The 21,986-nt window shown below is 63.3% G+C and carries 18 protein-coding genes; 12 read left to right on the top strand and 6 right to left on the bottom strand.

Annotation, left to right across the window (positions count from 1 at the left end):
- Positions 1-28: 28 nt before the first annotated feature.
- Genes NLN62_RS45640 through NLN62_RS45625 form a run of 4 tightly spaced genes read right to left on the bottom strand, consistent with a single transcriptional unit; the run spans position 29 to position 4,357 of the window.
- A complete protein-coding gene (locus tag NLN62_RS45640) occupies positions 29-1,021 on the bottom strand; it encodes an ABC transporter permease (protein ID WP_254113077.1) in 993 nt (330 codons plus the stop codon).
- Positions 1,018-2,004: an ABC transporter permease gene (locus NLN62_RS45635; protein WP_027525962.1), complete on the bottom strand. Its 987-nt coding sequence runs from the start codon at positions 2,002-2,004 to the stop codon at positions 1,018-1,020. The genes NLN62_RS45640 and NLN62_RS45635 overlap by 4 nt, the downstream gene beginning before the upstream one ends.
- Positions 2,001-3,542 carry a sugar ABC transporter ATP-binding protein gene (locus NLN62_RS45630; RefSeq protein WP_035663895.1) on the bottom strand — a complete coding sequence of 514 codons (1,542 nt, stop codon included), beginning with the start codon at positions 3,540-3,542 and terminating at the stop codon, positions 2,001-2,003. Before NLN62_RS45630 ends, NLN62_RS45635 begins: the two co-directional genes overlap by 4 nt.
- A gap of 2 nt (positions 3,543-3,544) precedes the next feature.
- The gene (locus NLN62_RS45625; protein WP_035663928.1) at positions 3,545-4,357 is read right to left on the bottom strand and encodes a DeoR/GlpR family DNA-binding transcription regulator; all 813 of its coding nucleotides are present in this window, start codon (positions 4,355-4,357) and stop codon (positions 3,545-3,547) included.
- Positions 4,358-4,541: 184 nt separating this feature from the next.
- Here NLN62_RS45625 and NLN62_RS45620 point away from each other — a divergent pair, with 184 nt between their 5' ends.
- Both NLN62_RS45620 and rhaI read left to right on the top strand, forming a co-directional pair.
- On the top strand, positions 4,542-6,638 hold the full coding sequence (locus tag NLN62_RS45620; protein WP_254113076.1) for a bifunctional rhamnulose-1-phosphate aldolase/short-chain dehydrogenase: 2,097 nt from the start codon (positions 4,542-4,544) through the stop codon (positions 6,636-6,638).
- Positions 6,635-7,933 carry an L-rhamnose catabolism isomerase gene (rhaI, locus tag NLN62_RS45615; protein WP_254113075.1) on the top strand — a complete coding sequence of 433 codons (1,299 nt, stop codon included), beginning with the start codon at positions 6,635-6,637 and terminating at the stop codon, positions 7,931-7,933. Before NLN62_RS45620 ends, rhaI begins: the two co-directional genes overlap by 4 nt.
- A gap of 22 nt (positions 7,934-7,955) precedes the next feature.
- Here rhaI and NLN62_RS45610 read toward each other — a convergent pair whose 3' ends face one another.
- Entirely contained in the window at positions 7,956-8,729 is a 774-nt protein-coding gene (locus NLN62_RS45610; protein ID WP_254113074.1) for a 3-ketoacyl-ACP reductase, read from the bottom strand.
- 165 nt (positions 8,730-8,894) lie between these two features.
- Between NLN62_RS45610 and NLN62_RS45605 the strand changes: the two genes are divergently transcribed.
- The 10 genes from NLN62_RS45605 (at position 8,895) to NLN62_RS45560 (ending at position 21,103) form a co-directional block, all read left to right on the top strand.
- Positions 8,895-9,962 (top strand): LacI family DNA-binding transcriptional regulator, encoded by a 1,068-nt coding sequence (locus NLN62_RS45605; RefSeq protein ID WP_254113073.1) that lies wholly within the window; start codon positions 8,895-8,897, stop codon positions 9,960-9,962.
- A 5-nt stretch (positions 9,963-9,967) separates the two neighbouring features.
- A complete protein-coding gene (locus tag NLN62_RS45600) occupies positions 9,968-10,963 on the top strand; it encodes a Gfo/Idh/MocA family protein (RefSeq protein WP_035663925.1) in 996 nt (331 codons plus the stop codon).
- 7 nt (positions 10,964-10,970) lie between these two features.
- On the top strand, positions 10,971-12,560 hold the full coding sequence (locus NLN62_RS45595) for an acyl CoA:acetate/3-ketoacid CoA transferase (RefSeq protein WP_027525955.1): 1,590 nt from the start codon (positions 10,971-10,973) through the stop codon (positions 12,558-12,560).
- Positions 12,557-13,330 carry an enoyl-CoA hydratase/isomerase family protein gene (locus tag NLN62_RS45590; RefSeq protein ID WP_027525954.1) on the top strand — a complete coding sequence of 258 codons (774 nt, stop codon included), beginning with the start codon at positions 12,557-12,559 and terminating at the stop codon, positions 13,328-13,330. Before NLN62_RS45595 ends, NLN62_RS45590 begins: the two co-directional genes overlap by 4 nt.
- A gap of 151 nt (positions 13,331-13,481) precedes the next feature.
- Positions 13,482-14,747 (top strand): ABC transporter substrate-binding protein, encoded by a 1,266-nt coding sequence (locus NLN62_RS45585; RefSeq protein WP_027525953.1) that lies wholly within the window; start codon positions 13,482-13,484, stop codon positions 14,745-14,747.
- Positions 14,748-14,889: 142 nt separating this feature from the next.
- Positions 14,890-15,837, top strand: a complete 948-nt coding sequence (locus NLN62_RS45580) for a carbohydrate ABC transporter permease (RefSeq protein WP_254113867.1) — start codon at positions 14,890-14,892, stop codon at positions 15,835-15,837.
- A complete protein-coding gene (locus tag NLN62_RS45575) occupies positions 15,834-16,781 on the top strand; it encodes a carbohydrate ABC transporter permease (RefSeq protein WP_027525951.1) in 948 nt (315 codons plus the stop codon). Before NLN62_RS45580 ends, NLN62_RS45575 begins: the two co-directional genes overlap by 4 nt.
- 4 nt (positions 16,782-16,785) lie before the next feature.
- On the top strand, positions 16,786-17,898 hold the full coding sequence (locus tag NLN62_RS45570; RefSeq protein WP_027525950.1) for an ABC transporter ATP-binding protein: 1,113 nt from the start codon (positions 16,786-16,788) through the stop codon (positions 17,896-17,898).
- Positions 17,899-17,918: 20 nt separating this feature from the next.
- Positions 17,919-19,436, top strand: a complete 1,518-nt coding sequence (locus NLN62_RS45565) for an FAD-dependent oxidoreductase (protein WP_254113072.1) — start codon at positions 17,919-17,921, stop codon at positions 19,434-19,436.
- Positions 19,433-21,103: a GMC family oxidoreductase gene (locus tag NLN62_RS45560; RefSeq protein ID WP_051389993.1), complete on the top strand. Its 1,671-nt coding sequence runs from the start codon at positions 19,433-19,435 to the stop codon at positions 21,101-21,103. The genes NLN62_RS45565 and NLN62_RS45560 overlap by 4 nt, the downstream gene beginning before the upstream one ends.
- On the opposite strand, the gene NLN62_RS45555 is transcribed toward NLN62_RS45560, so the two are convergent.
- Positions 21,089-21,979 (bottom strand): transcriptional regulator GcvA, encoded by an 891-nt coding sequence (locus NLN62_RS45555; protein WP_027525948.1) that lies wholly within the window; start codon positions 21,977-21,979, stop codon positions 21,089-21,091. The genes NLN62_RS45560 and NLN62_RS45555 overlap by 15 nt on opposite strands.
- Positions 21,980-21,986: the final 7 nt, after the last annotated feature.

Raw genomic sequence — 21,986 nt, 5'->3', positions numbered from 1 at the left:
GCCGCTGTTTTCGCGGTCAGACACTCCATCAAACGCCGTCGCGGCGCCGTTGGAGCGAACTCGCCACAAGAGTTGAAAGGATGAGAACTGCGCCGATGACCACGATCGTCGCATCGCCCTTGACGCCGGTCAGGGCCAGTCCGTTCTTCAAGAGCTGGATCATCGCCAGGCCAACGACCGTGCCCCAGATCGTGCCGACGCCTCCGAATATGCTGGTGCCGCCGAGCACCACCGCCGCGATCACGTCGAGCTCATAGCCGATCCCCATGTCCGAGCGGGTCGTGGTCACGCGTGAGACGAGAACACAAGCGGAAAGGCCGGCCATGAGGCCCGATAGCGTGTAGATGATCAGCTTGACGCGATCGACCGGCAAACCGGAAAAGCGCGCGGCGGTCTCGTTGTTGCCGATCGCATAGAGAGTCCGGCCGAAAGTGGTGCGGTCAAGAACGATTGCCGAGACCACGATCGCGATCAGCAGGAGCCAGAGCTGCGCCGGCACGCCGAAAAGGTTTTCCTGTCCGATGAAGTAGAACCATTCCGGGTAGCCGCGCACCGAACGCGCCTGGCTGATCCCCTCGGCGAGGCCGCGATAGAGCGCGAGCGTCGCGATCGTCATGATCAGTGGCGGTACTTTCACCCTGGTGATGACGATCCCGTTGAGAAGACCTGCCGCGGCACCGACGAGCAACGACAAGCAGATCGCCAGCGGCAAGGGAAAGCCGAAATTCTTCCAGGAATAGCCGAGCAAGATGGCGCAGAGCCCGACGATCGAGCCGACCGAGAGATCGATGCCCCCGGTGATGATGATGAAGGTCATCGGCAGCGCAATCAACCCGACCTCGGTCGTCAGCCTGCCTTGATTGAGCAGATTGTCGAGCGTGAGGAAGCGGCTGTTCAAGCCGCCGAGCACGATCAACGCAATGAGAAGGATCACCGCGAGCATGGTCTCGTGGCGCAGCAGCCACCAGGGGACGACGCGCTTGGCGGTCTGGGGAAGGGGGATTTCGCTCATGGCGCTCATGCTCCGGCCATGCGCCGGCGCCGCAGAATGTCGGCGATCACGGTCACGAGGATGAGCACGCCCTGGACCGCGCGGATCCAGTAGGGCGAGACGTCGATGAAGACCAGCGCGCTCGCGATCTCGGCGATCAGTACGGCGGCAAGGGTCGAGCCGATCACCGTGCCGACGCCGCCGAGGATGCTGACGCCTCCGACGACCGACGCGGTGATGATCGTCAGCTCGAGATTGGGCGGCACGGTCGACTGGATGACGCGCAGCTGCGTCGCATAGAGCAGGGCGGCCGCCCCGGCAAAGAATCCGTGCAGCGCGAAGACCATGACGATCGTGCGCGGCTGCGAAATGCCGCAGAGCCGCGCCGCTTCGGCGTTGCCGCCCACGGCGTAGATGGCGCGGCCTGAGGCCGAATAGCGCATCCATAAGGCCGCCAGGATCGTCACCAGGATCATGAGAAAAACCGGGAACGGCAGCACACCGAAGAGTTCGATATCGGCGAGATGGAAACTGTCGGGCAGGTCGGTGATCCATTTGCCCCCGGTGACGCTGATCAGGCCGCCTTTGAGGATCGACAGCATGCCGAGCGTAACCACGATCGCCGGAATGCGCAGGTAGGCGATGATGGCCCCCTGCAAGGCCATTACGAGGACGCCGGCAACGAGCGCCGCCAGCCAGGCGACCACGATCGGCGCGCCGTTCACCGCCAGAGTGCCGCTGATCGTCGCCAGGACGCCGATCAGCGCGCCGACGGAAATATCGATGTTGCCGGAGACGATCACCATCGACATGCCGACTGCTGCGACTGCGATATAGGCGTTGCCGAGCAGCACGTCGGAAAGATTGCGCGCCGCCAGAAAGCGCGGATTGTAAAGGCCAACGGCGATGGCGAGGCCGATCACCGCGATCGCGAGCAAAGCCTCCTGCGAGGCAAGCACCTTCAGCCGCCGCCGCGGATCAGCCTCGGTTCCGGCCAAGGTCAACGTCGTCATGCCGCTTTCTCCGCGTTGTCATGACTGCCCATCATCGCTGCGCCGATCGTTTCCTGGGTTGCTTCTTCGCGCGAAAATTCGGCAACGATACGGCCTTCGCGCATCACGAGCACGCGGTCGCTCATGCCGAGCACTTCTGGCAGCTCGCTCGAAATCATCAGGATGGCGAGCCCCTGGGCCGCAAGCTCGCCCATCAGCCGATGGATTTCCGCCTTGGCGCCCACATCGATGCCGCGCGTCGGCTCATCGAGGATCAATAGCTTCGGCTCATTGGCGAGCCATTTGCCCAGCACGATCTTCTGCTGATTGCCGCCGGAGAGCTTGCCCGCGATCTGCTCGAGCGAGCTCGTCTTGACCGCAAAGCGCTTGACGCCGTCGTCGGCAAGCTTACGCTCGGCGCCGCGATCGATGAAGCCGCCGAATGCGACCTTGCCAAGCGCGGCGAGGCTGAAGTTCTCGCGCACACTCATCGGCCGCACCAGGCCCTGTGTGCCGCGATCCTCGGGGACATAGGCGAGGCCCAGGGACCGCGCCTGTGCCGGCGAGCGGATATCGACCTTCCGTCCGGCGATCCGGATTTCGCCGCTATCGGCCGGCGTGACGCCGAAAATGGTTTGCGCCAGTTCGCTGCGACCAGAGCCGACGAGGCCGGCAAGGCCGACGATCTCGCCGGCGCGCACCGTGAGCGATACGCTCCTCGTCAGCGGCCGTCGTTCGAGGTCTTTCACCTCCAGCACCGGCTTGCCGATCGGAACCGTGATCTTCGGGAACAGGCTTTCGATCCTGCGGCCGACCATCAATTGCACGAGCTCGGCCGCGTCCGTGTCGGCGACGCGCTTGGTCGCGACATGTGCGCCATCGCGCAGCACGGTGACACGATCGGCGATGGCGAAGATCTCGTCGAGCCGGTGGCTGATATAGATCACGGCGACGCCGCGGGCTTTCAGCTTGCGCACGATATCGAACAGCCGCGTCACGTCGTACTCGGTCAGGGCCGCGGTCGGCTCGTCCATGATCAGTATGCGCGCGTCCTGCGACAGCGCGCGCAGGATTTCGACGCGCTGGCGATTGCCGACGCTGAGGGAACCGACGACTCGGTCGGCCTGCAGGTCATGAATCTCGAGCGAAGCGAGCAGCGCATTCGTCTTCTCGTGCATCGCCCGCCAGTCGATCCGGCCGAGGCCGGCGCGCGGCGCATGCCCCATGAAGATATTCTCGGCGACGGTAAGCTCCGGAAACAGCAGCAGCTCTTGATAGATCGTGGCGATGCCGGCGCGCCTTGCATCGTCCGGACGCGCTAGGTCGACCGGCTTGCCGTCCACGAGTACCTCGCCGCGATCGGGCGGGAACACGCCGGAAACGATCTTGATCAGCGTCGACTTGCCGGCGCCGTTCTCACCGAGCAAGGCGTGGACTTCTCCCCTGGCGGCGTCGAACGAGACGCCGGACAGCGCCCGCACGCCTGGAAAGGATTTCTCGATCGAGCGTACCGACAGAAGCGGCGTTCCGGGAGTTTCACTATGCGCGTCCGTTGTCATGGTCACGCCGCCGCATTGGTTTGAGCGCCTGCATCGACGGCAACGACGCGGACACCGTGCCCGCGCAGCATGTCGAGTGCGTCGTCTGGCGCGCCGGAATCGGTGATCAGCGTATCGATGCGCGAGAGCGGGCAGACGACTAGGCTGCCGCGCGAGACGAATTTCGAGGAATCGGCCAGCACGATCAGCTTGTCGGCACGCTTCAGCAGTTTCGACTCGGCGCGGGCGAGCAGGGGATCACCCTCGATCACCCCGAGCGGGCCGATTGAAATCGCGCTCATGAACATCCGCGTCGCCGAATAGTGCTGGATCGCATCCTCTTCAAAGGGCGAGACGATCATGCCCTGCTCACGATAGACCTCGCCACCCGGCAAGGCGACGCGGCATTTCGACGTGTGGATCAGCGCGTCGGCGAGCAGATAGGAATTGGTCAACACCTTCAGGCGGCGCTCGCGCAGATACTCGCCCATCTGGTACGTGGTCGTGCCGCCATTGATGATGATCGTCTCGCCGTCGGCGCAGAGTGCGACTGCCGCCTTCGCAATGGCGCGCTTGGCGTCAATATTGAGCGTCTGGCTGACGTCGAAGGAGCGGGTGGCAAGGGAGAGGACGTCGCCCGGTGCGCTGGCGGTTTCCGGCAGGGCTTCTAGTCCGCCGTGCACCCTGATCGCGACACCTTGCTCAGCGAGTCGGGCGAAATCGCGCCGTATGGAAGCTTCGGAGACGCCGGTCGCGCGACAAGCGTCGGCGATGCGCACCAGCGACCGCTCACGCAAGAGTGCCTTGATGACCTGCCAGCGTTCCCGCTCGTGCACGTCGCCCTCCCTTTTGCCCGCAAATAGGTCATGCTCTCGACCATTGGTCAACTGCGAACCGTCAAGTTCGCTCAATATCGCGCTGCATCAATCATATTGCGTCGCGATGGTGAGCGTGGATGATTGACCGTGATTGAATGGCTGACATAAGCTGCATCAAGGTAAAGCACAGGGAGAACGCCTAATGAGCGAGGTCGCGGCCACGCCCCTGCCAAACCTATGGGACGACGCGCTCGCCGCCGGGCTCGATGAGGCAGGTCAGTTGCTGTACCGCTCGAACCTGCTCGGGGCCGATCTGCGCATCACCAATTTCGGCGGCGGCAACACCTCAGCCAAGATCGAGATGAAAGATCCGCTGACGCGCGAGAGCGTACGGGTGCTCTGGGTCAAAGGCTCAGGCGGCGACATCGGCTCGATGAAGCGCGACGGCTTTTCGACGCTGTACCTCGACAAGCTCGAGAGCCTGAAAGGTATCTATCGCGGCCTCGCCCATGAGGACGAGATGGTCGCCTTGTTCAATCACTGCACCTTCGATCTCAATCCGCGTGCGAGCTCGATCGATACGCCCTTGCACGCCTTCGTGCCGCACCGGCATGTCGATCATGTCCATGCCGACGCGGTCATCGCCATTGCCGCCTCAGTCGACGCCGAGCGTCTGACCCGCGAGGTTTTCGGCGGCAAACTCGGGTTCCTGCCGTGGCAGCGGCCCGGCTTCGATCTCGGCCTGAAACTCGGCGAGATGGCTGCGCGCCATCCCGACTATGTCGGCGTGGTCCTCGGCGGGCACGGGCTGTTCACCTGGGCCGAGACGTCGAAAGCCTGTTACGAGATGACCTTGCGCGTGATTCAGCAGGCTGCCGATTGGCTTGCTGCGCATGAGCAGAAGCCGGCTTTCGGCGGCGCCAAGGTCCAAACGGCCTCGCCGGAGAAGCGCCGCGCGATCGCGGCCAGGCTGATGCCGCTGATCCGCGGCAAGATCTCCACCGACGAGCGCAAGATCGGCCATTTCACCGATGCTCCGGAGGTGCTGGAGTTCGTCAACTCGAGCGCGCTGACGAAGCTGGCGCCGCTCGGCACCTCCTGTCCGGATCACTTTCTTCGCACCAAGATCCGACCGCTGTTGCTGCCCTACGATTCCGTGCGCGACAATCTCGACGAGGTGATCGCCGGCCTCGACGACGTTCTCGCCGCTTACCGGCACGACTACGCCGCCTATTACGGGCGCTGCAAACGTTCGGATTCGCCGGCCATGCGCGATCCCAACGCGATTGTGTATCTCATTCCGGGCATCGGTATGTTCACGTTTGCCAAGGACAAGGCAACGGCGCGCGTTGCGGCCGAGTTCTATGTCAACGCGATAAACGTCATGCGTGGCGCCTCGGGCGTCAGTGCCTATGTCGGCCTTGCCGAACAGGAGGCCTTCAACATCGAATATTGGCTGCTGGAAGAGGCCAAGCTCCAGCGCATGCCAAAGCCGAAATCGCTCGCCGGGCGGATCGCCTATGTGACTGGCGGCGCCGGCGGCATTGGCGGGGCGACCGCGCAGCGGCTGCTCGGCGAAGGCGCGTGCCTTGTCATTGCCGATATCGACGAGAAGGCGCTGAACGAGCGCGTTGCGGCGATCACGAAACGCCATGGTCGCGACGCGGCGATCGGTGTCAAGCTCGATGTAACCGACGAGGCGGCGGTGGTCGCCTCGTTCGAAGAGACCGCGCGCGCCTTTGGCGGTGTCGACATCGTCGTCTCGAACGCGGGGATCGCTTCGGCTTCGCCTGTCGAGGACACGAGTCTTGGGCTCTGGCAGAAGAACATGGACATTCTCGCCACGGGTTATTTCCTCGTCTCGCGTGAGGCGTTCCGGCTGATGCAGCGTCAGAACATCGGCGGCGCCATCATCTTCGTCGCATCGAAGAACGGCCTTGCCGCTTCGGCAGGCGCTTCGGCCTATTGCGCAGCCAAGGCGTCGGAGATCCATCTCGCCCGCTGCCTGGCGCTGGAAGGCGCGGCACATGGCATCCGGGTCAATACGGTCAATCCGGACGCGGTGCTGCGCGGCTCGAAGATCTGGGAAGGCGAGTGGCGTCAGCAGCGTGCGGCGTCCAACAAGGTCACCGAAGATCAGCTCGAGGAAGTCTACCGCCAGCGCTCGATGCTCAAACTGTCGGTTTTCCCCGAGGATATCGCCGAGGGTGTCTACTTCTTCGCGTCCGACCTTTCGGCCAAATCAACCGGCAACATCCTCAATGTCGACGCCGGCAACGCGCAGGCCTTCACGCGATGAGCACGCCGTTCTCGATCAGCGCGGATTTCATCGCCGACCACAACGCGCGGCTCGAAGACGCCACCACTGAAGACTACGACGCCCTGAAGCGTGCACTGGCGCGGCAGGGGATCGACGCGGAGGCCCTGGTGCAGAAGGTCATGGCCTTCGGCGTCGCCATTCCGACCTGGGGCGTCGGCACAGGTGGCACGCGTTTCGCTCGCTTTCCGGGGCCGGGTGAGCCACGCAACGTCTTCGAGAAGATCGACGATTGCGCCGTGATCCAGCGATTGACGCGGGCCACTCCGACCATCTCGCCGCACATTTCGTGGGACAAGGTCGATGACTATGTCGCCTTGCGCGAGAAGGCTGCGACGCGCGGCCTTGCCTTCGATGCGGTCAATTCCAACACGTTCCAGGATCAGCCGGGGCAGGAGCTTTCATACAAGTTCGGTTCGTTGTCGCATACCGATGCGCGCGTGCGCGCTCAGGCGGTCGCACACAACATCGAATGCATCGAGATCGGCCGCAAGCTCGGCTCGAATGCGCTGACCGTCTGGATCGCTGATGGCTCGAACTTTGCCGGCCAATCGAATCTGACCAAGGCGCTCGACCGCTATGTTGATGCGATGCGCGAGGTCGTCGCGGCGCTGCCCGCCGACTGGCGGGTGTTCCTCGAGCACAAGCTTTACGAGCCGGCGTTCTACTCGACCGTGATCTCGGATTGGGGCACGAGTTTTGCAGTCGCGCAGGAGCTCGGCCCCAAGGCCCATTGTCTCGTCGACCTCGGCCATCATGCGCCGAACGTGAATATCGAGCAGATCGTCGCCCGGCTCGTTCGCTTCGGGAAGCTCGCAGGCTTCCATTTCAACGATTCAAAATATGGCGACGACGATCTCGACACCGGCTCGGTCGAGCCGTTCAGGCTGTTTCTCGTCTTCAACGAGCTGATCGACGCCGAGCGCCGCAAGGCGGACGGCTTCGCGCCAGAGTATATGATCGACCAGTCGCATAACGTGACCGATCCTATCGAGAGCCTGATGCAATCGGCGACCGAGTTGCAGCGCGCCTATGCGCAGGCCCTCATCGTCGATCGCGCGGCGCTCGAAGCGGCGCAAGAGGCGAATGACGCGCTCGGCGCGCATCTCGAATTGAAGCGCGCTTTCACGACCGACGTCTCGCCGCTGCTCGCCATCGCCCGCCTGCGCGCCGGCGGCGCGATCGCGCCGATCGCGACCTATCGCGCATCCGGTTATCGGGCGCAAAAGGCAATGGAGCGTCCCGCCATCGCCGGGACGTCGGCGGGAATTGTGTAGGCGAGGGGCCTTGCTTTCGCCGTCAGAGCTTCCGCAGCGCCAGACCGCCATCGACGTGGATGACGTCTCCCGTCGAATAGCCGAGTTGGCCTGTCGCCAGGGTGGCAACGGCTTTTCCGATATCCTCCGGCTCTCCCCAGCGCTTGATGGGCGTGAGGCCCTCGCCAATGAGCCGGTCGTACTTGTCCTTCGCGACGGCAGTCATTTGCGTTCGGATGATCCCTGGCCGAAGCTCGTAGGACCCGATGCCATGATCGGCGAGCCGGATAGCGAAAAGCCGGGCCATCATGGACAGTCCCGTCTTGGAGACGCAGTACTCGCCGCGGTCAGTCGAGGCGAATTCGGCATTGATCGACGAAATCGTAATGATGCTGCGAAAGTGCTGTGATTGCGCGCCGATCATTCGCCGTGCGACCTCCTGGGTCAGGAAGAGGGGACCGCGCAGGTTGATCCTCATGACGCGGTCATAGCTCTCCTGCGTCATCTTCAAGAGATCATCGCGGACGCTCACGGAAACACCGGCATTGTTGACGAGGCATTCGATGCCGCCAAAGGCATTCCAGGCTTCGTCCACGAATTGATGGTGCTGCTCGACCTGCGAAATATCGAGGCTGATGGCCTTTGCATCCCCGCCTATTTCGCGGATGGCTGCTACCGTCTCGTCAACATCTTCCGAGCCGGGAAGATCATTCACGATGATCGAGAAGCCGGCTCTCGATAGCGCGAGCGCGATTGCGCGGCCGATGCCGCGCCCCGCTCCCGTCACCAGGGCGCCAGGTCGTCGCTGATCGTTCATATCGGTTTCCCTCCATGCGCTCGAGCCCAAGCAAACGGGCATCTCCTGAATTTGGAACGTTCTATAATATGAAGGTTCTGGCGTTCGAGGCCAATTTTCCGCATTTGCCGCATTTTTGAGGTCTTGTGTCCTAGTTGGAATAGGAGTATTGGAACGTTCCAAAAGATGCGGAGGTTCGCAGAGGGCATGGCGCGTGCGGGGCGTAAATCTCGTGCAGTGACGATCCTCGACATTGCCAAGTCGGCGGGCGTGTCGAAGTCGACGGTGTCGCTCGTGCTCAAGAGAAGTCCTCTCGTCAGAGAGGAGACGCGCCAGCGCGTGGCGGGGGCGATGGACGCTCTCGGCTATGTCTACAACCGCGGTGCCGCGAGCTTGCGCCGCGCGAGGGCCGACATCGTCGGAATGGTCATCAATGATCTGTCGAACCCGTTTTTCGCGGAGCTTGCCATTGGCATCGAGCGCGCCCTGCAAAACTCCGGCTTTGTTCCATTCATCGCCAATACCGCCGAGAGCGTCGTCCGGCAGGCCGAGGTGGTCCGCTCGATGCGGGAGCATGGCGCAGCCGGCCTGATCCTTTGTCCGGCGCTCGACACCGACGTGGCGGAAATTTCGCGGCTCGAGGCGCGTCTGCCCATCGTGCTTGCGATCCGGCGGATCATCGGAACCCGGGCCTCGCTGGTGGTTTCCGACAATCTGGCCGGTGCAGCGCGGGCGACCGAGCATCTGATCGAGCTCGGCCATCGCGATATCGCCTTCGTCGGCGGCGTTGGCCGGATGGTCGTTTTCCAGGACCGTGTCGCCGGGTTTGCGCGCGCTATGGAGCAGGCGCGACTTGCTGTCGAGCCCGCACGGATCATCGAGAGCATGCCGACGAAGGATGGCGGCTTCGATGCCATGAAGCGCCTGCTGTCGTCGGAAAGGCGACCAACGGCAGTGGTTTGCTTCAACGACGTCGTGGCCATCGGCGCGATGCTGGCGATCGCACGACAGGGGCTGACCGTCGGGCGGGATGTTGCCATCGTCGGTTTCGATGATACCGCCGAGGCCCGTCATGTCTCTCCCGCTCTGACCACCGTGTCGGTTGACGCCGGCAGTCTCGGAGAACGCGCCGCGCAGATGCTGCTGAGGCAGATCAACGAGGGCGAGCGTCGTCTCGAGAGTTACGTGGGCGAAGCGCGGTTGGTCGTTCGGGAGAGTTGTGGGGCGACATTCAAACGGAGGATCGCATCTTGAGTGGCCTGCGTTGGGGATTGATCGGTGCAAGTACGATCGCGCGCGAGTGGATGATCGGGTCCATCCGTGGAGCGGGCGGCGAGGTGGTGGCTGTGATGAGCAGCGATCCGGAGCGCGCGCAGCGATTTGCCGGCGAGAACGGGATCGCGACTGCAACAACAGACCTCGACGCGTTGCTCGGAAGCGGTATCGATGCGGTCTACATCTCGACAACGAACGAGCATCATTGTTCGCAAACGCTGGCCGCAGCTGCGGCCGGCAAGCACGTGCTGTGCGAGAAGCCGCTCGCATTGAACCTGGCGGATGCAAGGCGAATGGTCGCGGCCTGCAAGGCGGCAGGGGTGCAAATGGGGACGAACCACCATTTGCGCAACGCGGCCACCCATCGCGCAATGCATGCTGCGATCAAGGCGGGCCACATCGGCAAGCCCCTGTTCGCCCGCGTGTTTCATGCGGTCTATCTTCCGCCGCACCTGCAGGGCTGGCGGATCGAGCGGCCTCAGGCGGGTGGCGGCGTGGTGCTCGACATCACCGTTCATGACGCCGACACCATGCGTTTCGTGCTCGACGACGATCCTGTCGCCGTAACCGCGATGACGTCGCGGGCCGGCATGGGCCAGGCAGGGCTCGAAGACGGCGTCATGGGGGTTGTCCGCTTCGAAAGCGGGCTGATTGCCCAGTTCCACGACGCCTTCACGACCAGATACGCGGTGACCGGCTTCGAGGTCCATGGCGAAGACGGATCGCTGATCGGGACCGACTGCATGACCCAGCAGCCCAAAGGCGAGGTTCTGCTGCGGAGCAAGGACGGCGAGAAGCCGCTCTCGATTGCGCACGAGGATCTCTATCTGCGGGCGGTGCGCTTGTTCGGCGATGCTGTTGCCGGTCGTGGGGCACCGTCGGCTACGGGCGAGGACGGAATCAAGTCGTTGAGCGTCGCGTTGTCGACGCGCGAAGCGGCGCAAACGGGGCACGAGACGCCCATCGATCTGACGACCTGAGGCGGATATGGCACGAACGAAGGTCTTGAGTGCTTCGGAGGCGGCCCATCTGATACCCGACGGCGCCGTCGTGACGGTCTCTTCGTCGTCCGGGCTGGGCTGCCCGGATGTCGTGCTCGCCGCCATCGGCGCAAGATTTGATGCGGAAGGCCACCCGCGCAACCTGACGACGCTGCATCCGATCGCTGCCGGCGACATGTGGGGTGTCAAGGGCATCGATCACATCGCAAAGCCTGGATGCCTCAGGAAGGTCCTGGCCGGCTCTTATCCATCCGGCCCTTCTTCCGCCGCTCCCCCTGCGATCTGGGAGATGATCTCGGGGGACACCATTCCCGCCTACAATGTGCCGTCGGGAATCCTGTTCGACATGCATCGTGAAGCCGCCGCGAAGCGCCCGGGTGTGCTGACCAAGGTCGGCATGGACACCTTCGTCGACCCGATGCGTGAAGGCTGTGCGATGAACGGCAAGGCTGCTGCCGAGCCGATCGTCAGTCGCGTGAACTTCGCCGGCGAGGACTGGCTGTTCTTCCCGAGCATCGTTCCGCAGGTCGCGATTATTCGCGCTACCACCGCGGACGAGCGCGGCAACCTCTCCTATGAGCACGAGGGCGGCATTCTCGGGCCGCTCGATCAGGCGCTGAGCGTGCGCAACAATGGCGGCCTCGTGATCGCGCAGGTCAAGCGCCTCGCGGCTGCCGGCACCTTGCGTCCTCATGACGTCGTCGTGCCCGGCGTGCTCGTCGACGCGATCGTCGTGGCCCCGGACCAGCTCCAGACCACGAACACACCGTATGAGCCCGCGATTTCCGGTGAGATCTTTCGACCAATCGCCTCGTTCGAGACGCCAAAATTCGACGTCGGCAAAGCCATCGCGCGTCGCGTCGCGATGGAGCTTCGCGACGGCGACGCCGTCAACATCGGATTCGGCATTTCGGCCAACGTCCCGCGTATTCTGATCGAGGAAGGCCGGCACGGTGCGGTCACCTGGGTGATCGAGCAGGGCGCCATCGGCGGCGTTCCGCTGCTCGATTTCCAGTTCGGCTGCGCCGCCAATGCCGAGGCCATCGTTCAGTCGCCGCATCAATTCACCTATTTCCAGGGCGGTGGCTTCGACATGTCGCTGCTCTCGTTTCTGCAGATCGACCGCTCGGGCTCGGTCAACGTTTCGAAGCTCGGCCTCCGTCCCCATGTGACGGCCGGGGCTGGCGGCTTTGTCGACATCACGGCGCGAGCCAAGCGCATCGTGTTCTCCGGTTACTTCACCGCGGGCGCAGGCCTCGAGATCGCCGACGGCTCATTGCGGATTGCCAGGGAAGGCAAGGTCAGGAAACTCGTCAACGAGGTCGAGCAGGTGTCCTTCTCGGGAAGGCGGGCGGTCGCGCAGGGGCAGGAGATCGTCTACGTCACCGAACGCTGCGTCCTGAGGCTCGAGCCCGAGGGCGTCACCGTCGTCGAGATCGCGCCCGGTGTTGACTTGCAGCGCGACGTGCTTGCACAATCCGAATTCCCATTGCGAGTGGCGGGCAATCTCAAGTTGATGCCGGCCGTGCTGTTCCGCCCCGAACCGATTGGCCTCGAATTGCGGAGGGCAGCTTGAGCCCGTTTGTCGAATTGACCTTCCAGGGATCGATCGCCCGTCTCGGCCTCAAGCGCCCCGACAAGCTCAATGCGCTCGATCGCGACATGGTCGAGGCGCTCGGTGAGGCGGCGCGGGCCATCGAGGCCTCGCGCGAGACCCGCGTGGCGATCCTGTTCGGCGAAGGCAAGGCATTTTGCGCCGGCGGCGATATTGCGGCCTGGGGCGGCTTGCCGGCGCTCGACATGTGGCGCGATTGGACGCGTGCGGGCCATCGCGCGTTCGAGGCGCTGGCGCGCCTGCGCGTGCCGCTCATTGCGGCGCTCACCGGCCACGCATTCGGCGGCGGACTGGAGCTCGCCGCGGTGGCGGACGTGCGCATCGCCGAGCGCGGCATCAAGCTCGGACTTCCGGAGACGGGATTGGGCATGGCGCCGGGCTGGTCGGGAACGCAGCGCCTGGTTCGCCGCTTCGGCGCCTCCGTGGTGCGCCGCATGGCGCTCACGGGCCGGCTGTTCACCGCCGAAGAAGGCTGCGAGCTCGGGCTCGTCGACGAGGTAACCGACGGCGGCCAGGCACTGACCCGCGCCGAAAGCCTGGCGTCCGACGTTGCCGCGCGCGGTCCGCTCGCCGTGCAGATCGTCAAGGCCATGATCAATGCGGCCGAAGGGGAGGACAGTGACGCCCCCATCGAAGGGCTTGCCGGCGCGCTCACCGCTACGACCGATGATCTCGCCGAGGGTGTTGCTGCCTTCAAAGGCAAGCGCGCCCCTCGTTTTGTTGGACATTAGGAAAGGAGCGTTGAAGGCGGGCCGCTTCGAGTGGGTTCGGCGGCAACCGCGGACGACAACGATAATGAAATTCAAGAGCCGAACAGGCCTCTCGAAACGGTGCCGGACCGCTTCCGGCAGGAAACGACCAAAAAAGGGAAGGGACACGCGCATGAAGTTCCGCGCATTTCTGATCTCGACGGCTTTGACTGCCGTCACCATCAGCTATGGGACGCTGGGGCACGCGGCGGACATCAAGGAAGTGCAGATGCTGCATTGGTGGACGTCGGGTGGCGAAGCGGCTGCGCTCGACGTCATCAAGCAGGCCGTCGCCAAGCAGGGATATGCCTGGAAGGACGTGCCGGTCGCCGGCGGCGGTGGTGGCGCGGCAATGACCACGCTGAAGGCCAATGTCGCCGCGGGTAATCCGCCGACGGCATCGCAGATCCTCGGCTACTACGCGCTCGAGTACGCCGAACAGGGCTCGCTCGCCGACATTTCGTCGCTTGCGGACAAGGACGGCTGGGACAAGGTCGTACCCGTCGCACTGCAGAAGTTTGCCAAGACCAACGGCAAGTGGGGGGCCGTTCCGATCAACATTCATTCCGTCAACTGGATCTGGCTAAATAAGGCCGTGATGGAGAAGATCGGCGGTACGGAGCCGAAGAACTTCGACGAGTTTGTCGCGCTGCTCGACAAGGCAAAGAAGGGCGGCGTTATTCCGCTCGCGCTCGGCGGTCAGCCCTGGCAGGAAGCGACGATGTTCGATTCGATCGTCGCCTCGACCGGCGGCACCGAGTTCTACAAGAAAGCTTTCGTGGACCTCGACGAGGGCGCGCTCAAGTCCGACACGATGAAGAAGGCGTTCGACAACCTCGCCAAGCTGCGTGACTATGTCGACCCAAACTACACCGGACGCGATTGGAATCTCGCGACCGCCATGGTGATCAAGGGTGACGCGCTCGTGCAGGTGATGGGCGACTGGGCCAAGGGCGAGTTCGCGGCAGCGCACAAAGAGGCTGGGAAGGACTACCTTTGCTACCGCTTCCCGGGCACGGACGGGTCAGTGTTCTACAACTCCGACATGTTCGCCTTCTTCAAGGTGCCGGCGGATCGCCAGGCGGCGCAGCTTGCACTCGCGCAGGTGACGATGAACCCCGACGTCCAGTCGGCGTTCAACGTCATCAAGGGCTCCGTCCCGGCGAGAACGGACGTTTCCGACGCTGCCTTCGACATCTGCGGCAAGAAGGGCATCGCCGACGTCAAGACGGCCAACGCAAAGGGAACGTTCTTCGGCTCGCTCGCCCAGAACTACGCTCAGCCGCCGGCCATCGCCACGGCGTACTACGATGTCGTGACGAAGTTCATGCACGGCGGGATCAAGACGTCGGATATCGCTGTGACAGAGCTGGTGAAGGCAATCAACGCCGCCAAGTAGTGGCTCGACGGCTCCTCTCCCGTTTGCGCTGCTCTGTAAACGGGAGAGGCTATCGAAATCGAAGTCATTGCTACGCCTGCCTCGCCCTCCAGGGCTCGTCGCGGCGACGGAGCGTGGCTTTCGGAGGATCATCATGACCGCGATGACCGAACGCGAGGCGGCAACCGCAATGGCCCGGCGGAAGCTCGGCCCGTCTTTACGCGGGTGGTTCCAGGACTGGCTGCCACGGCTTGTGCTGGCGCCGTCATTCCTGCTCGTGCTGGTCTTCGTCTACGGCTTCAATCTCTGGACCCTGTTTCTGTCGTTCACGAGTTCGAAGGCGTTTCCGACCACAAACCTCGTCGGCTTTACCAACTACGTGAGGCTGTGGAACTGGACCTTCGAGACCGATCCGCCGTCGAACTGGTACACCGCGCTCGTCAACATGGGGCTATTCGGCGGCCTCTACATCTTCTTCTGCCTTTTCCTCGGCTTGCTGCTGGCGATCCTGCTTGATCAGAAGATTCGCGGCGAAGGCATTTTGCGGCCGATCTATCTCTATCCGTTGGCGCTGTCATTCATCGTGACGGGCACAGCCTGGAAGCTGTTTCTCGATCCGCGCATCGGGCTCGAAAACGCCTTGCACGATTGGGGATGGACCAGCTTCCATTTCGATTGGGTCGTCGATCCGCAGATGATGATCTATTGCGTCGCGATCGCCGGCATCTGGCAGAGTTCGGGCTTCGTCATGGCGATGTTTCTCGCCGGGCTTCGCGGTGTCGACGGCGAAATCCTCAAGGCGGCACAGATCGACGGCGCCTCGACCTACCAGACCTACCGCCGCATCGTCATTCCGATCATACGCCCGGTCTTCTTCTCGGCGCTGATCGTGCTGGCCCACATGGCGATCAAGTCCTATGACCTCGTGCTGTCGGTGACCGGCAAGAACCCTGGCGGGGCGGCGGAGCTGCCGTCGACGTTCATGTACTCCTATACGTTCACCCGCAACCAGATGGCGGTTGGATCGGCCAGCGCAGTGATCATGCTGATGACGATCGCGGCGATCATGGTTCCCTACATCTACTCCGAAACCAGGGAGCAGAACCGATGAGCGCCGCCGACCTGGTCACGTCAACGCCGTCGCGCCGCGGTCCGGGCCACTCTCGGACGACACGGATCGTCATCTATGGCCTGTTGTTTCTGTTCGCGCTCGTCTATCTCGTGCCGCTCCTGGTCATGGTGATGACGTCGCTCAAGCCGCTGGATGAGGTCACCGGCGGCAACATGTTCGCTCTCCCGCGGCACCTGACATTCGCGCCATGGTCCATGGCGTGGGGCGAGGCGCGCATCGGCGTGTCGGAGACGCGCGGGATCAGCGGCTATTTCTTCAACTCGGTGAAGATGGTCGTTCCGGCAGTGCTGATCTCGACTTTGCTCGGTGCATTGAACGGCTACGTCCTGACCAAGTGGAGCTTTCCCGGCCACAAGCTCGTGTTCGGGATGATGCTGTTTGCCTGCTTCATCCCTTTCCAGTCGGTCATCATTCCGATGGCCGTGATCCTCGGTATGCTCGGCCGCATCGGAGTCAACCTCGCTGACTTGACCGGCTGGTCGTTCGGTCTCGGCAACGCGACGGTCAATCTGGTGATCGTGCACGTCATTTATGGACTGGGATTCACGACCCTGTTTTTCCGCAACTATTACGCGGCGTTTCCGTCCGAGCTCATCAAGGCCGCCATGATCGACGGTGCGAGCTTCTTCCAGATCTTCCGCCGCATACTGCTGCCGAACTCCACGCCGATCATCATCGTCACCGTGATTTATCAGTTCACGAATATCTGGAACGATTTCCTGTTCGGTTCGACCTTTGCGGCCGGCGATACCGCGCCGATGACGGTCGCGCTCAACAATCTCGTCAACACCTCGACGGGTGTGGTCGAATACAACGTCAACATGGCGGCCGCGATCATTGCCGCCGCGCCGACGCTGCTCGTCTATGTCATTGCCGGTCGATATTTTGTCCGCGGCCTGATGGCTGGCGCCGTAAAGGGATGATGAGATGGCCACGCTCGAGATCAACTCGCTTCGCAAGCGCTTCGGGACGATCGAGGTTCTGAAGGGGATCGATATCACGCTCGAGAAGGGCGGCTTTCTGGTGCTGGTCGGTCCGTCCGGCTGCGGCAAGTCGACCCTGCTCAACACCATTGCGGGCCTGGAGGGGATCTCTTCGGGCGAGATCCGCATCGGCGGCGCTGTCGTCAATGATCTGCACCCGTCGAAGCGGGACATCGCAATGGTGTTCCAGTCTTATGCGCTCTACCCGAACATGTCGGTCGCCGAGAACATCGGGTTCGGCATGGAGATGCGGGGTGTTCCGAGAGCGGAGCGCGACCAGGCGGTCGCTTCGGTCGCAAAGACCTTGCAGATCGAACATCTCTTGTCGCGCCGGCCGAGCCAGCTCTCCGGCGGACAAAGACAGCGGGTCGCCATGGGACGGGCGCTCGTCAGACGACCCAGTGTCTTTCTGTTCGACGAGCCGTTGTCGAACCTCGATGCCAAGCTGCGTGTCGACATGCGGGTAGAGATCAAGCGTCTGCACCAGACGACCGGCACGACGATCGTTTATGTCACGCACGATCAGATCGAGGCCATGACGCTGGCGACGAAGATCGCCGTACTGAAGAATGGCGAACTGCAGCAGGTGGGAAGTCCGAGCGAGATCTATAATCGTCCCGCCAACATGTTCGTCGCGGACTTCATGGGATCACCGGCGATGAACCTGCTCGAGGGCACGGTCGTGCAGGCAGATGGCCAGCAGCGGATCGCGCTCGCGCGCAAGGATGGGTCATCGATCATGTTGCCAGTGCCGGCGAGTGCCGATCCTGCCGGGTTGAAGGACGGTGCCAAGGTGATCTTCGGCATTCGTCCCGAGGCCGTGAACGATGACGAGAGCATGGACCGCAACGCCAGATCGGTTATCCGGTTCGATGCGAGCGTGGAGATCATCGAGCCCGCTGGATCGGACACCTATGTCGTCATCCGGGTCGCGGGCAAGGAGGTGACCGCCCGCATGCGCGCCGATGCTGACGTCCGGCTCGGACAACCGCACACCTTCGCGTTCAATCTCGACAAGGCGGTGCTGTTCGACCCAGCGACCACGCGCCGCATCTGATCGAGCGCTGCGAGAGCTGCATGAAGATCACGGAGACAGCCGATGTCCTCGTCATCGGATCGGGCATGGGCGGTGCGACCTTTGCCGCGGGCCTGGCGCCTACAGGCGCAAGGATCGTGATCCTCGAGCGCGGCCAGCGTTTGCGCGACTGTGAGGCTGCGCGGGATGCGAGGGCGATCTTTCAGCGCGGGGTGTTCCGGCCGCAGGAGTCCTGGCTCGATGGGACAGGGAAGGCCTTCAACCCCGGCAATTACTACTATGTCGGCGGCAATACTAAGCTTTACGGGGCGGTGCTGATCCGCTACCGCGCGGAGGACTTCGCGCCTGTCGCGCACCGCGACGGAACGACGCCGGGCTGGCCGTTCAGCTATGGCGAACTGGAGCCGTGGTATACCCGCGCGGAGCAGCTCTACAACGTGCGCGGCGCGCTCGGCGACGATTCCTCGGAGCCTTTTCACTCCGCGCCTTATCCGTTCGGCCCGGTGCCGGATGAGCCGGCGATCGCCGCGGTACGACAGCGGCTCAAGAAGACCGGGCTCAACCCGTTTTCACTGCCCCTCGGCATCGACATCGAGACATGGCTCAAGCGCGCCAGGACGCCCTGGGATGCATTCCCGGACGCCGGGCACGGCAAGATGGATGCCGAGTCCTGCGGGCTTGCGTGTGCGCTCGCTCACGACAATGTCGAACTGCGTGAAGATGCACAGGTCGAGCGGCTTGTCGCCGAGCCGGACGGCAAACGCATTGCCGGCGTCGAGGTCATCCAGGCTGGTGAGCGGAGGATGATCTGTGCCGAGATCGTTGTGCTCGCGGCGGGAGCCGTCAATTCGGCCGCGCTGCTGCTGCGCTCGTCACAGGCCGGCATTGCGAACCGTTCCGATGCAGTTGGCCGTTATTTCATGAACCACAATTCCTCGGCCGTGCTGGCGATCGACCCGCGTGTCGTCAACGACTCGATCTACCAGAAGACGATCGGCATCAACGATTTCTATCTCGATGATGGGCACGGCGGACCGCCGCTCGGCAACGTCCAGTTGCTTGGACGTGTCACAGCGCCGATTCTGAAAGCCAGCATGCCGCTCGCACCGGAATTGGCGCTTGGGCTCATGAGCCGGCATGCGGTCGACTGGTACGCGATGAGCGAGGATCTGCCGAGCGCCGAGAGCCGTGTGACGGTCGACGGTGCGAACATCCGGCTCGATTGGCAGCGTTCGAACTGGACGACCCATCTGGCGCTTGTGGCGGCATTGAAGGAACGGCTGCGTGCTGCGGGCTATCCGATCGTGCTGTCAAAGGCGTTCGACCGACGCACGCCCTCGCATCAGTGCGGGACGGTGCGCATCGGCCTCGATCCCGCGACATCACCGCTCGATCCGTTCTGCCGCGCCTTTGATCACCTCAATCTGTTCGTTGTCGATGCGTCGTTCCTGCCGACGTCGGCGGCGGTGAACCCGTCACTGACGATCGCCGCCCAGGCGTTGCGCGTCGCGGATCATGTCGCGAGGACCGATCTTCGAACTCATGGGGACATGAGATGACGGCTTACGATTACATCATCGTCGGCGCCGGCTCCGCCGGCTGCGTGCTCGCGAGCCGCCTGAGCGTCGATGCGTCGATCAGGGTGCTCCTGCTCGAGGCCGGCGGCAGCGACAACAACCCGCTGTTCAGCATGCCGGCGGGTTTTGCCAAGATGACCAAGGGCATCGCCTCCTGGGGATACTCGACGGTGCCCCAGCGCCACCTGAGCGGTCGGGTGCTGCGCTATACCCAGGCGAAGGTGCTCGGGGGTGGCTCCAGCATCAACGCGCAGGTCTACACCCGTGGAAATGTCCGCGACTATGATGGCTGGGCGGCGGATGGTGCGACAGGTTGGGGCTACGCGGATGTCTTGCCTTACTTCAAGCGCGCCGAAGACAACCAGCGCTTCGTCGACGCCTACCATGCGCGCGGTGGTCCGCTGGGCGTCTCGGTGCCCGTCAACCCTTTGCCGATCAGCGAAGCTTTTCTGCGAGCCGGGCAGGAATACGGAATGCCCTACAATCCCGATTTCAACGGTGCGCGGCAGGAGGGCGTTGGGCACTATCAGGTGACGGTGCGGGATGCGCGGCGCTGCTCGACCGCCACCGCCTATCTGAAGCCGATCCGCGGCCGACCGAACCTCACCGTCCTGACCGGCGCCTACAGCACGCGGATCGTGGTCGAGAACGGGCGTGCTGTCGGAATCGAGTCGGTGCGCGGAGGGGAGCGGGAGATCGTTCGGGCCGAGCGGGAGATCATCCTTGCGTCCGGCGCCATCGGATCGCCTCGTCTTCTGCTGCTATCGGGGATCGGTCCGGCCGATCATCTGAATTCAGTCGGTGTCAGGCCGATCCACGATTTGCCTGGTGTGGGCGAGAATCTTCAGGACCATCTCGACCTCTATGCGATTGCGGAGTGCAAGGGCGACTTTACCTACGACAGCTATGCGAAGCTGCACCGCACGATCTGGGCGGGGCTGGAATATCTGCTGTTCAAGCGTGGACCGGTCGCGTCCACCCTGTTTGAGACCGGGGGCTTCTGGTACGCCGACCCGGCGGCAAGAGCGCTGGAATGGCCGGACGTGCAATTCCATCTCGGGCTCGGCTCGGGAATCGAGGCGGGCGTGGAGAAGCTCAAGCATGCAGGCGTCACGCTCAATTCGGCATTCCTGCGGCCCACCTCGCGTGGCACCGTGCGGCTCGCAAGCGGCGATCCTTCCGCGATGCCTATGATTGATCCGAACTACTGGTCTGATGCGCGTGATCGCTCGGCAGCAATCGAGGGGCTGAAGATGGCCCGCGAGATTCTCCGGCAACCCGCGCTCGAGCCGTTTGTCATGGTCGAGCGAATGCCTGGCATCGCGGCAACGAGCGAAGATGCTCTCGCCGACTACGCATTCAGGTCCTGCAAAACCGACCACCATCCCGTGGGTACCTGCCGGATGGGTGTCGACCAGCTAGCGGTGGTCGATCCGTCGCTGAGACTTCGTGGACTCGATGGCCTGCGGATTTGCGACGCTTCCGTGATGCCGCGCATCACCTCATCCAACACGAACGCGCCGACCATCATGATCGCGGAAAAAGCGGCAGATCTGATTCTCGGGAAGACGGCGCCCTCTGCACCACACTTGGCGAACACAGAAGATGAGACGACCTTGATCGCGGCCGCCCATTCAGGGCTTGTTTGAGCGTGCCTCAGCTATGAGCCAGTCGCGGAACGCCTTCACGTTGGGCCGTTGCAAGGCACGCGGCGGACAGACGACGTAGTAGGCGAAGCCTGCCGGCAGACTCAGGTCGAACGGCCGCACCAACCGGCCTGCTGCAAGGTCATCCCCGACCAGGGCGCTGCGGCCAAGCACGACTCCCTCGCCCCGAATTGCGGCTTGGATCGCGTGGTCGGACGACAGAAACCTCGGGCCTCGATGCGGATCGACATTGTCGATTCCGCCACTATGCAGCCAGATGGCCCAGTCGACGGTGAAGACGTCATGGAGGAGTGTGTGACGAGCGAGGTCGGCCGGGCTGCGCAACGGACACCGGCCTTTGAGCAGTTTCGGGCTGCAGACCGGAAAATGATCTTCCTTCATCAACAGTTCGGTTGTCAGACCCGGATATTGGCCGCCGCCACAGCGAATGGCGATGTCGATTCCGTCGGTGACAAAATCAGCGAGCCGTTCCGACGTCGCCACTCGCACGTCGATATCGCCGTGGATCTGCCGGAAACGAAACATCCTGGGCATGAGCCATCTGGCAGCGAATGAGTCGATAGTGCTGACGCTGACTATTCCAGAGGATTTTCCGGCGGCGGCCGAGGTCGCCGACGCGAGGTGCTCCAGGGCGCTGCGAATTTCGGCTGCATAGGATGCGCCAATTGGGGTGAGCCGCACCGAGCGGGTCGCCCGTATCATCAGTTGCACGCCAAGATGATCCTCGAGATTGCGGACTGCTCGACTCACGGCCCCGTGGGTAACGCGCAACTCGTCGGCTGCTCTGGAAAAACTCAGGTGGCGCGCCGCGGCCTCAAAACTCGGCAGCGCATTGAGGGGCGGAAGGGGGCGCGGCATGGTCACG

Origin of the sequence: Bradyrhizobium sp. CCGUVB23 (assembly GCF_024199885.1) — a bacterium.
Lineage (GTDB): Bacteria > Pseudomonadota > Alphaproteobacteria > Rhizobiales > Xanthobacteraceae > Bradyrhizobium.
This window is presented reverse-complemented; position numbering and strand designations above follow the sequence as displayed.

What these genes read in the sequence shown, in the direction of transcription:
- NLN62_RS45640 (WP_254113077.1), bottom strand. Translation starts at nt 1,021, where the DNA reads ATGAGCGCCATGAGCGAAATCCCCCTTCCCCAGACCGCCAAGCGCGTC.
- NLN62_RS45635 (WP_027525962.1), bottom strand. Translation starts at nt 2,004, where the DNA reads ATGACGACGTTGACCTTGGCCGGAACCGAGGCTGATCCGCGGCGGCGG.
- NLN62_RS45630 (WP_035663895.1), bottom strand. Translation starts at nt 3,542, where the DNA reads ATGACAACGGACGCGCATAGTGAAACTCCCGGAACGCCGCTTCTGTCG.
- NLN62_RS45620 (WP_254113076.1), top strand. Translation starts at nt 4,542, where the DNA reads ATGAGCGAGGTCGCGGCCACGCCCCTGCCAAACCTATGGGACGACGCG.
- rhaI (WP_254113075.1), top strand. Translation starts at nt 6,635, where the DNA reads ATGAGCACGCCGTTCTCGATCAGCGCGGATTTCATCGCCGACCACAAC.
- NLN62_RS45610 (WP_254113074.1), bottom strand. Translation starts at nt 8,729, where the DNA reads ATGAACGATCAGCGACGACCTGGCGCCCTGGTGACGGGAGCGGGGCGC.
- NLN62_RS45605 (WP_254113073.1), top strand. Translation starts at nt 8,895, where the DNA reads ATGCGGAGGTTCGCAGAGGGCATGGCGCGTGCGGGGCGTAAATCTCGT.
- NLN62_RS45595 (WP_027525955.1), top strand. Translation starts at nt 10,971, where the DNA reads ATGGCACGAACGAAGGTCTTGAGTGCTTCGGAGGCGGCCCATCTGATA.
- NLN62_RS45585 (WP_027525953.1), top strand. Translation starts at nt 13,482, where the DNA reads ATGAAGTTCCGCGCATTTCTGATCTCGACGGCTTTGACTGCCGTCACC.
- NLN62_RS45580 (WP_254113867.1), top strand. Translation starts at nt 14,890, where the DNA reads ATGACCGAACGCGAGGCGGCAACCGCAATGGCCCGGCGGAAGCTCGGC.
- NLN62_RS45575 (WP_027525951.1), top strand. Translation starts at nt 15,834, where the DNA reads ATGAGCGCCGCCGACCTGGTCACGTCAACGCCGTCGCGCCGCGGTCCG.
- NLN62_RS45570 (WP_027525950.1), top strand. Translation starts at nt 16,786, where the DNA reads ATGGCCACGCTCGAGATCAACTCGCTTCGCAAGCGCTTCGGGACGATC.
- NLN62_RS45565 (WP_254113072.1), top strand. Translation starts at nt 17,919, where the DNA reads ATGAAGATCACGGAGACAGCCGATGTCCTCGTCATCGGATCGGGCATG.
- NLN62_RS45560 (WP_051389993.1), top strand. Translation starts at nt 19,433, where the DNA reads ATGACGGCTTACGATTACATCATCGTCGGCGCCGGCTCCGCCGGCTGC.
- NLN62_RS45555 (WP_027525948.1), bottom strand. Translation starts at nt 21,979, where the DNA reads ATGCCGCGCCCCCTTCCGCCCCTCAATGCGCTGCCGAGTTTTGAGGCC.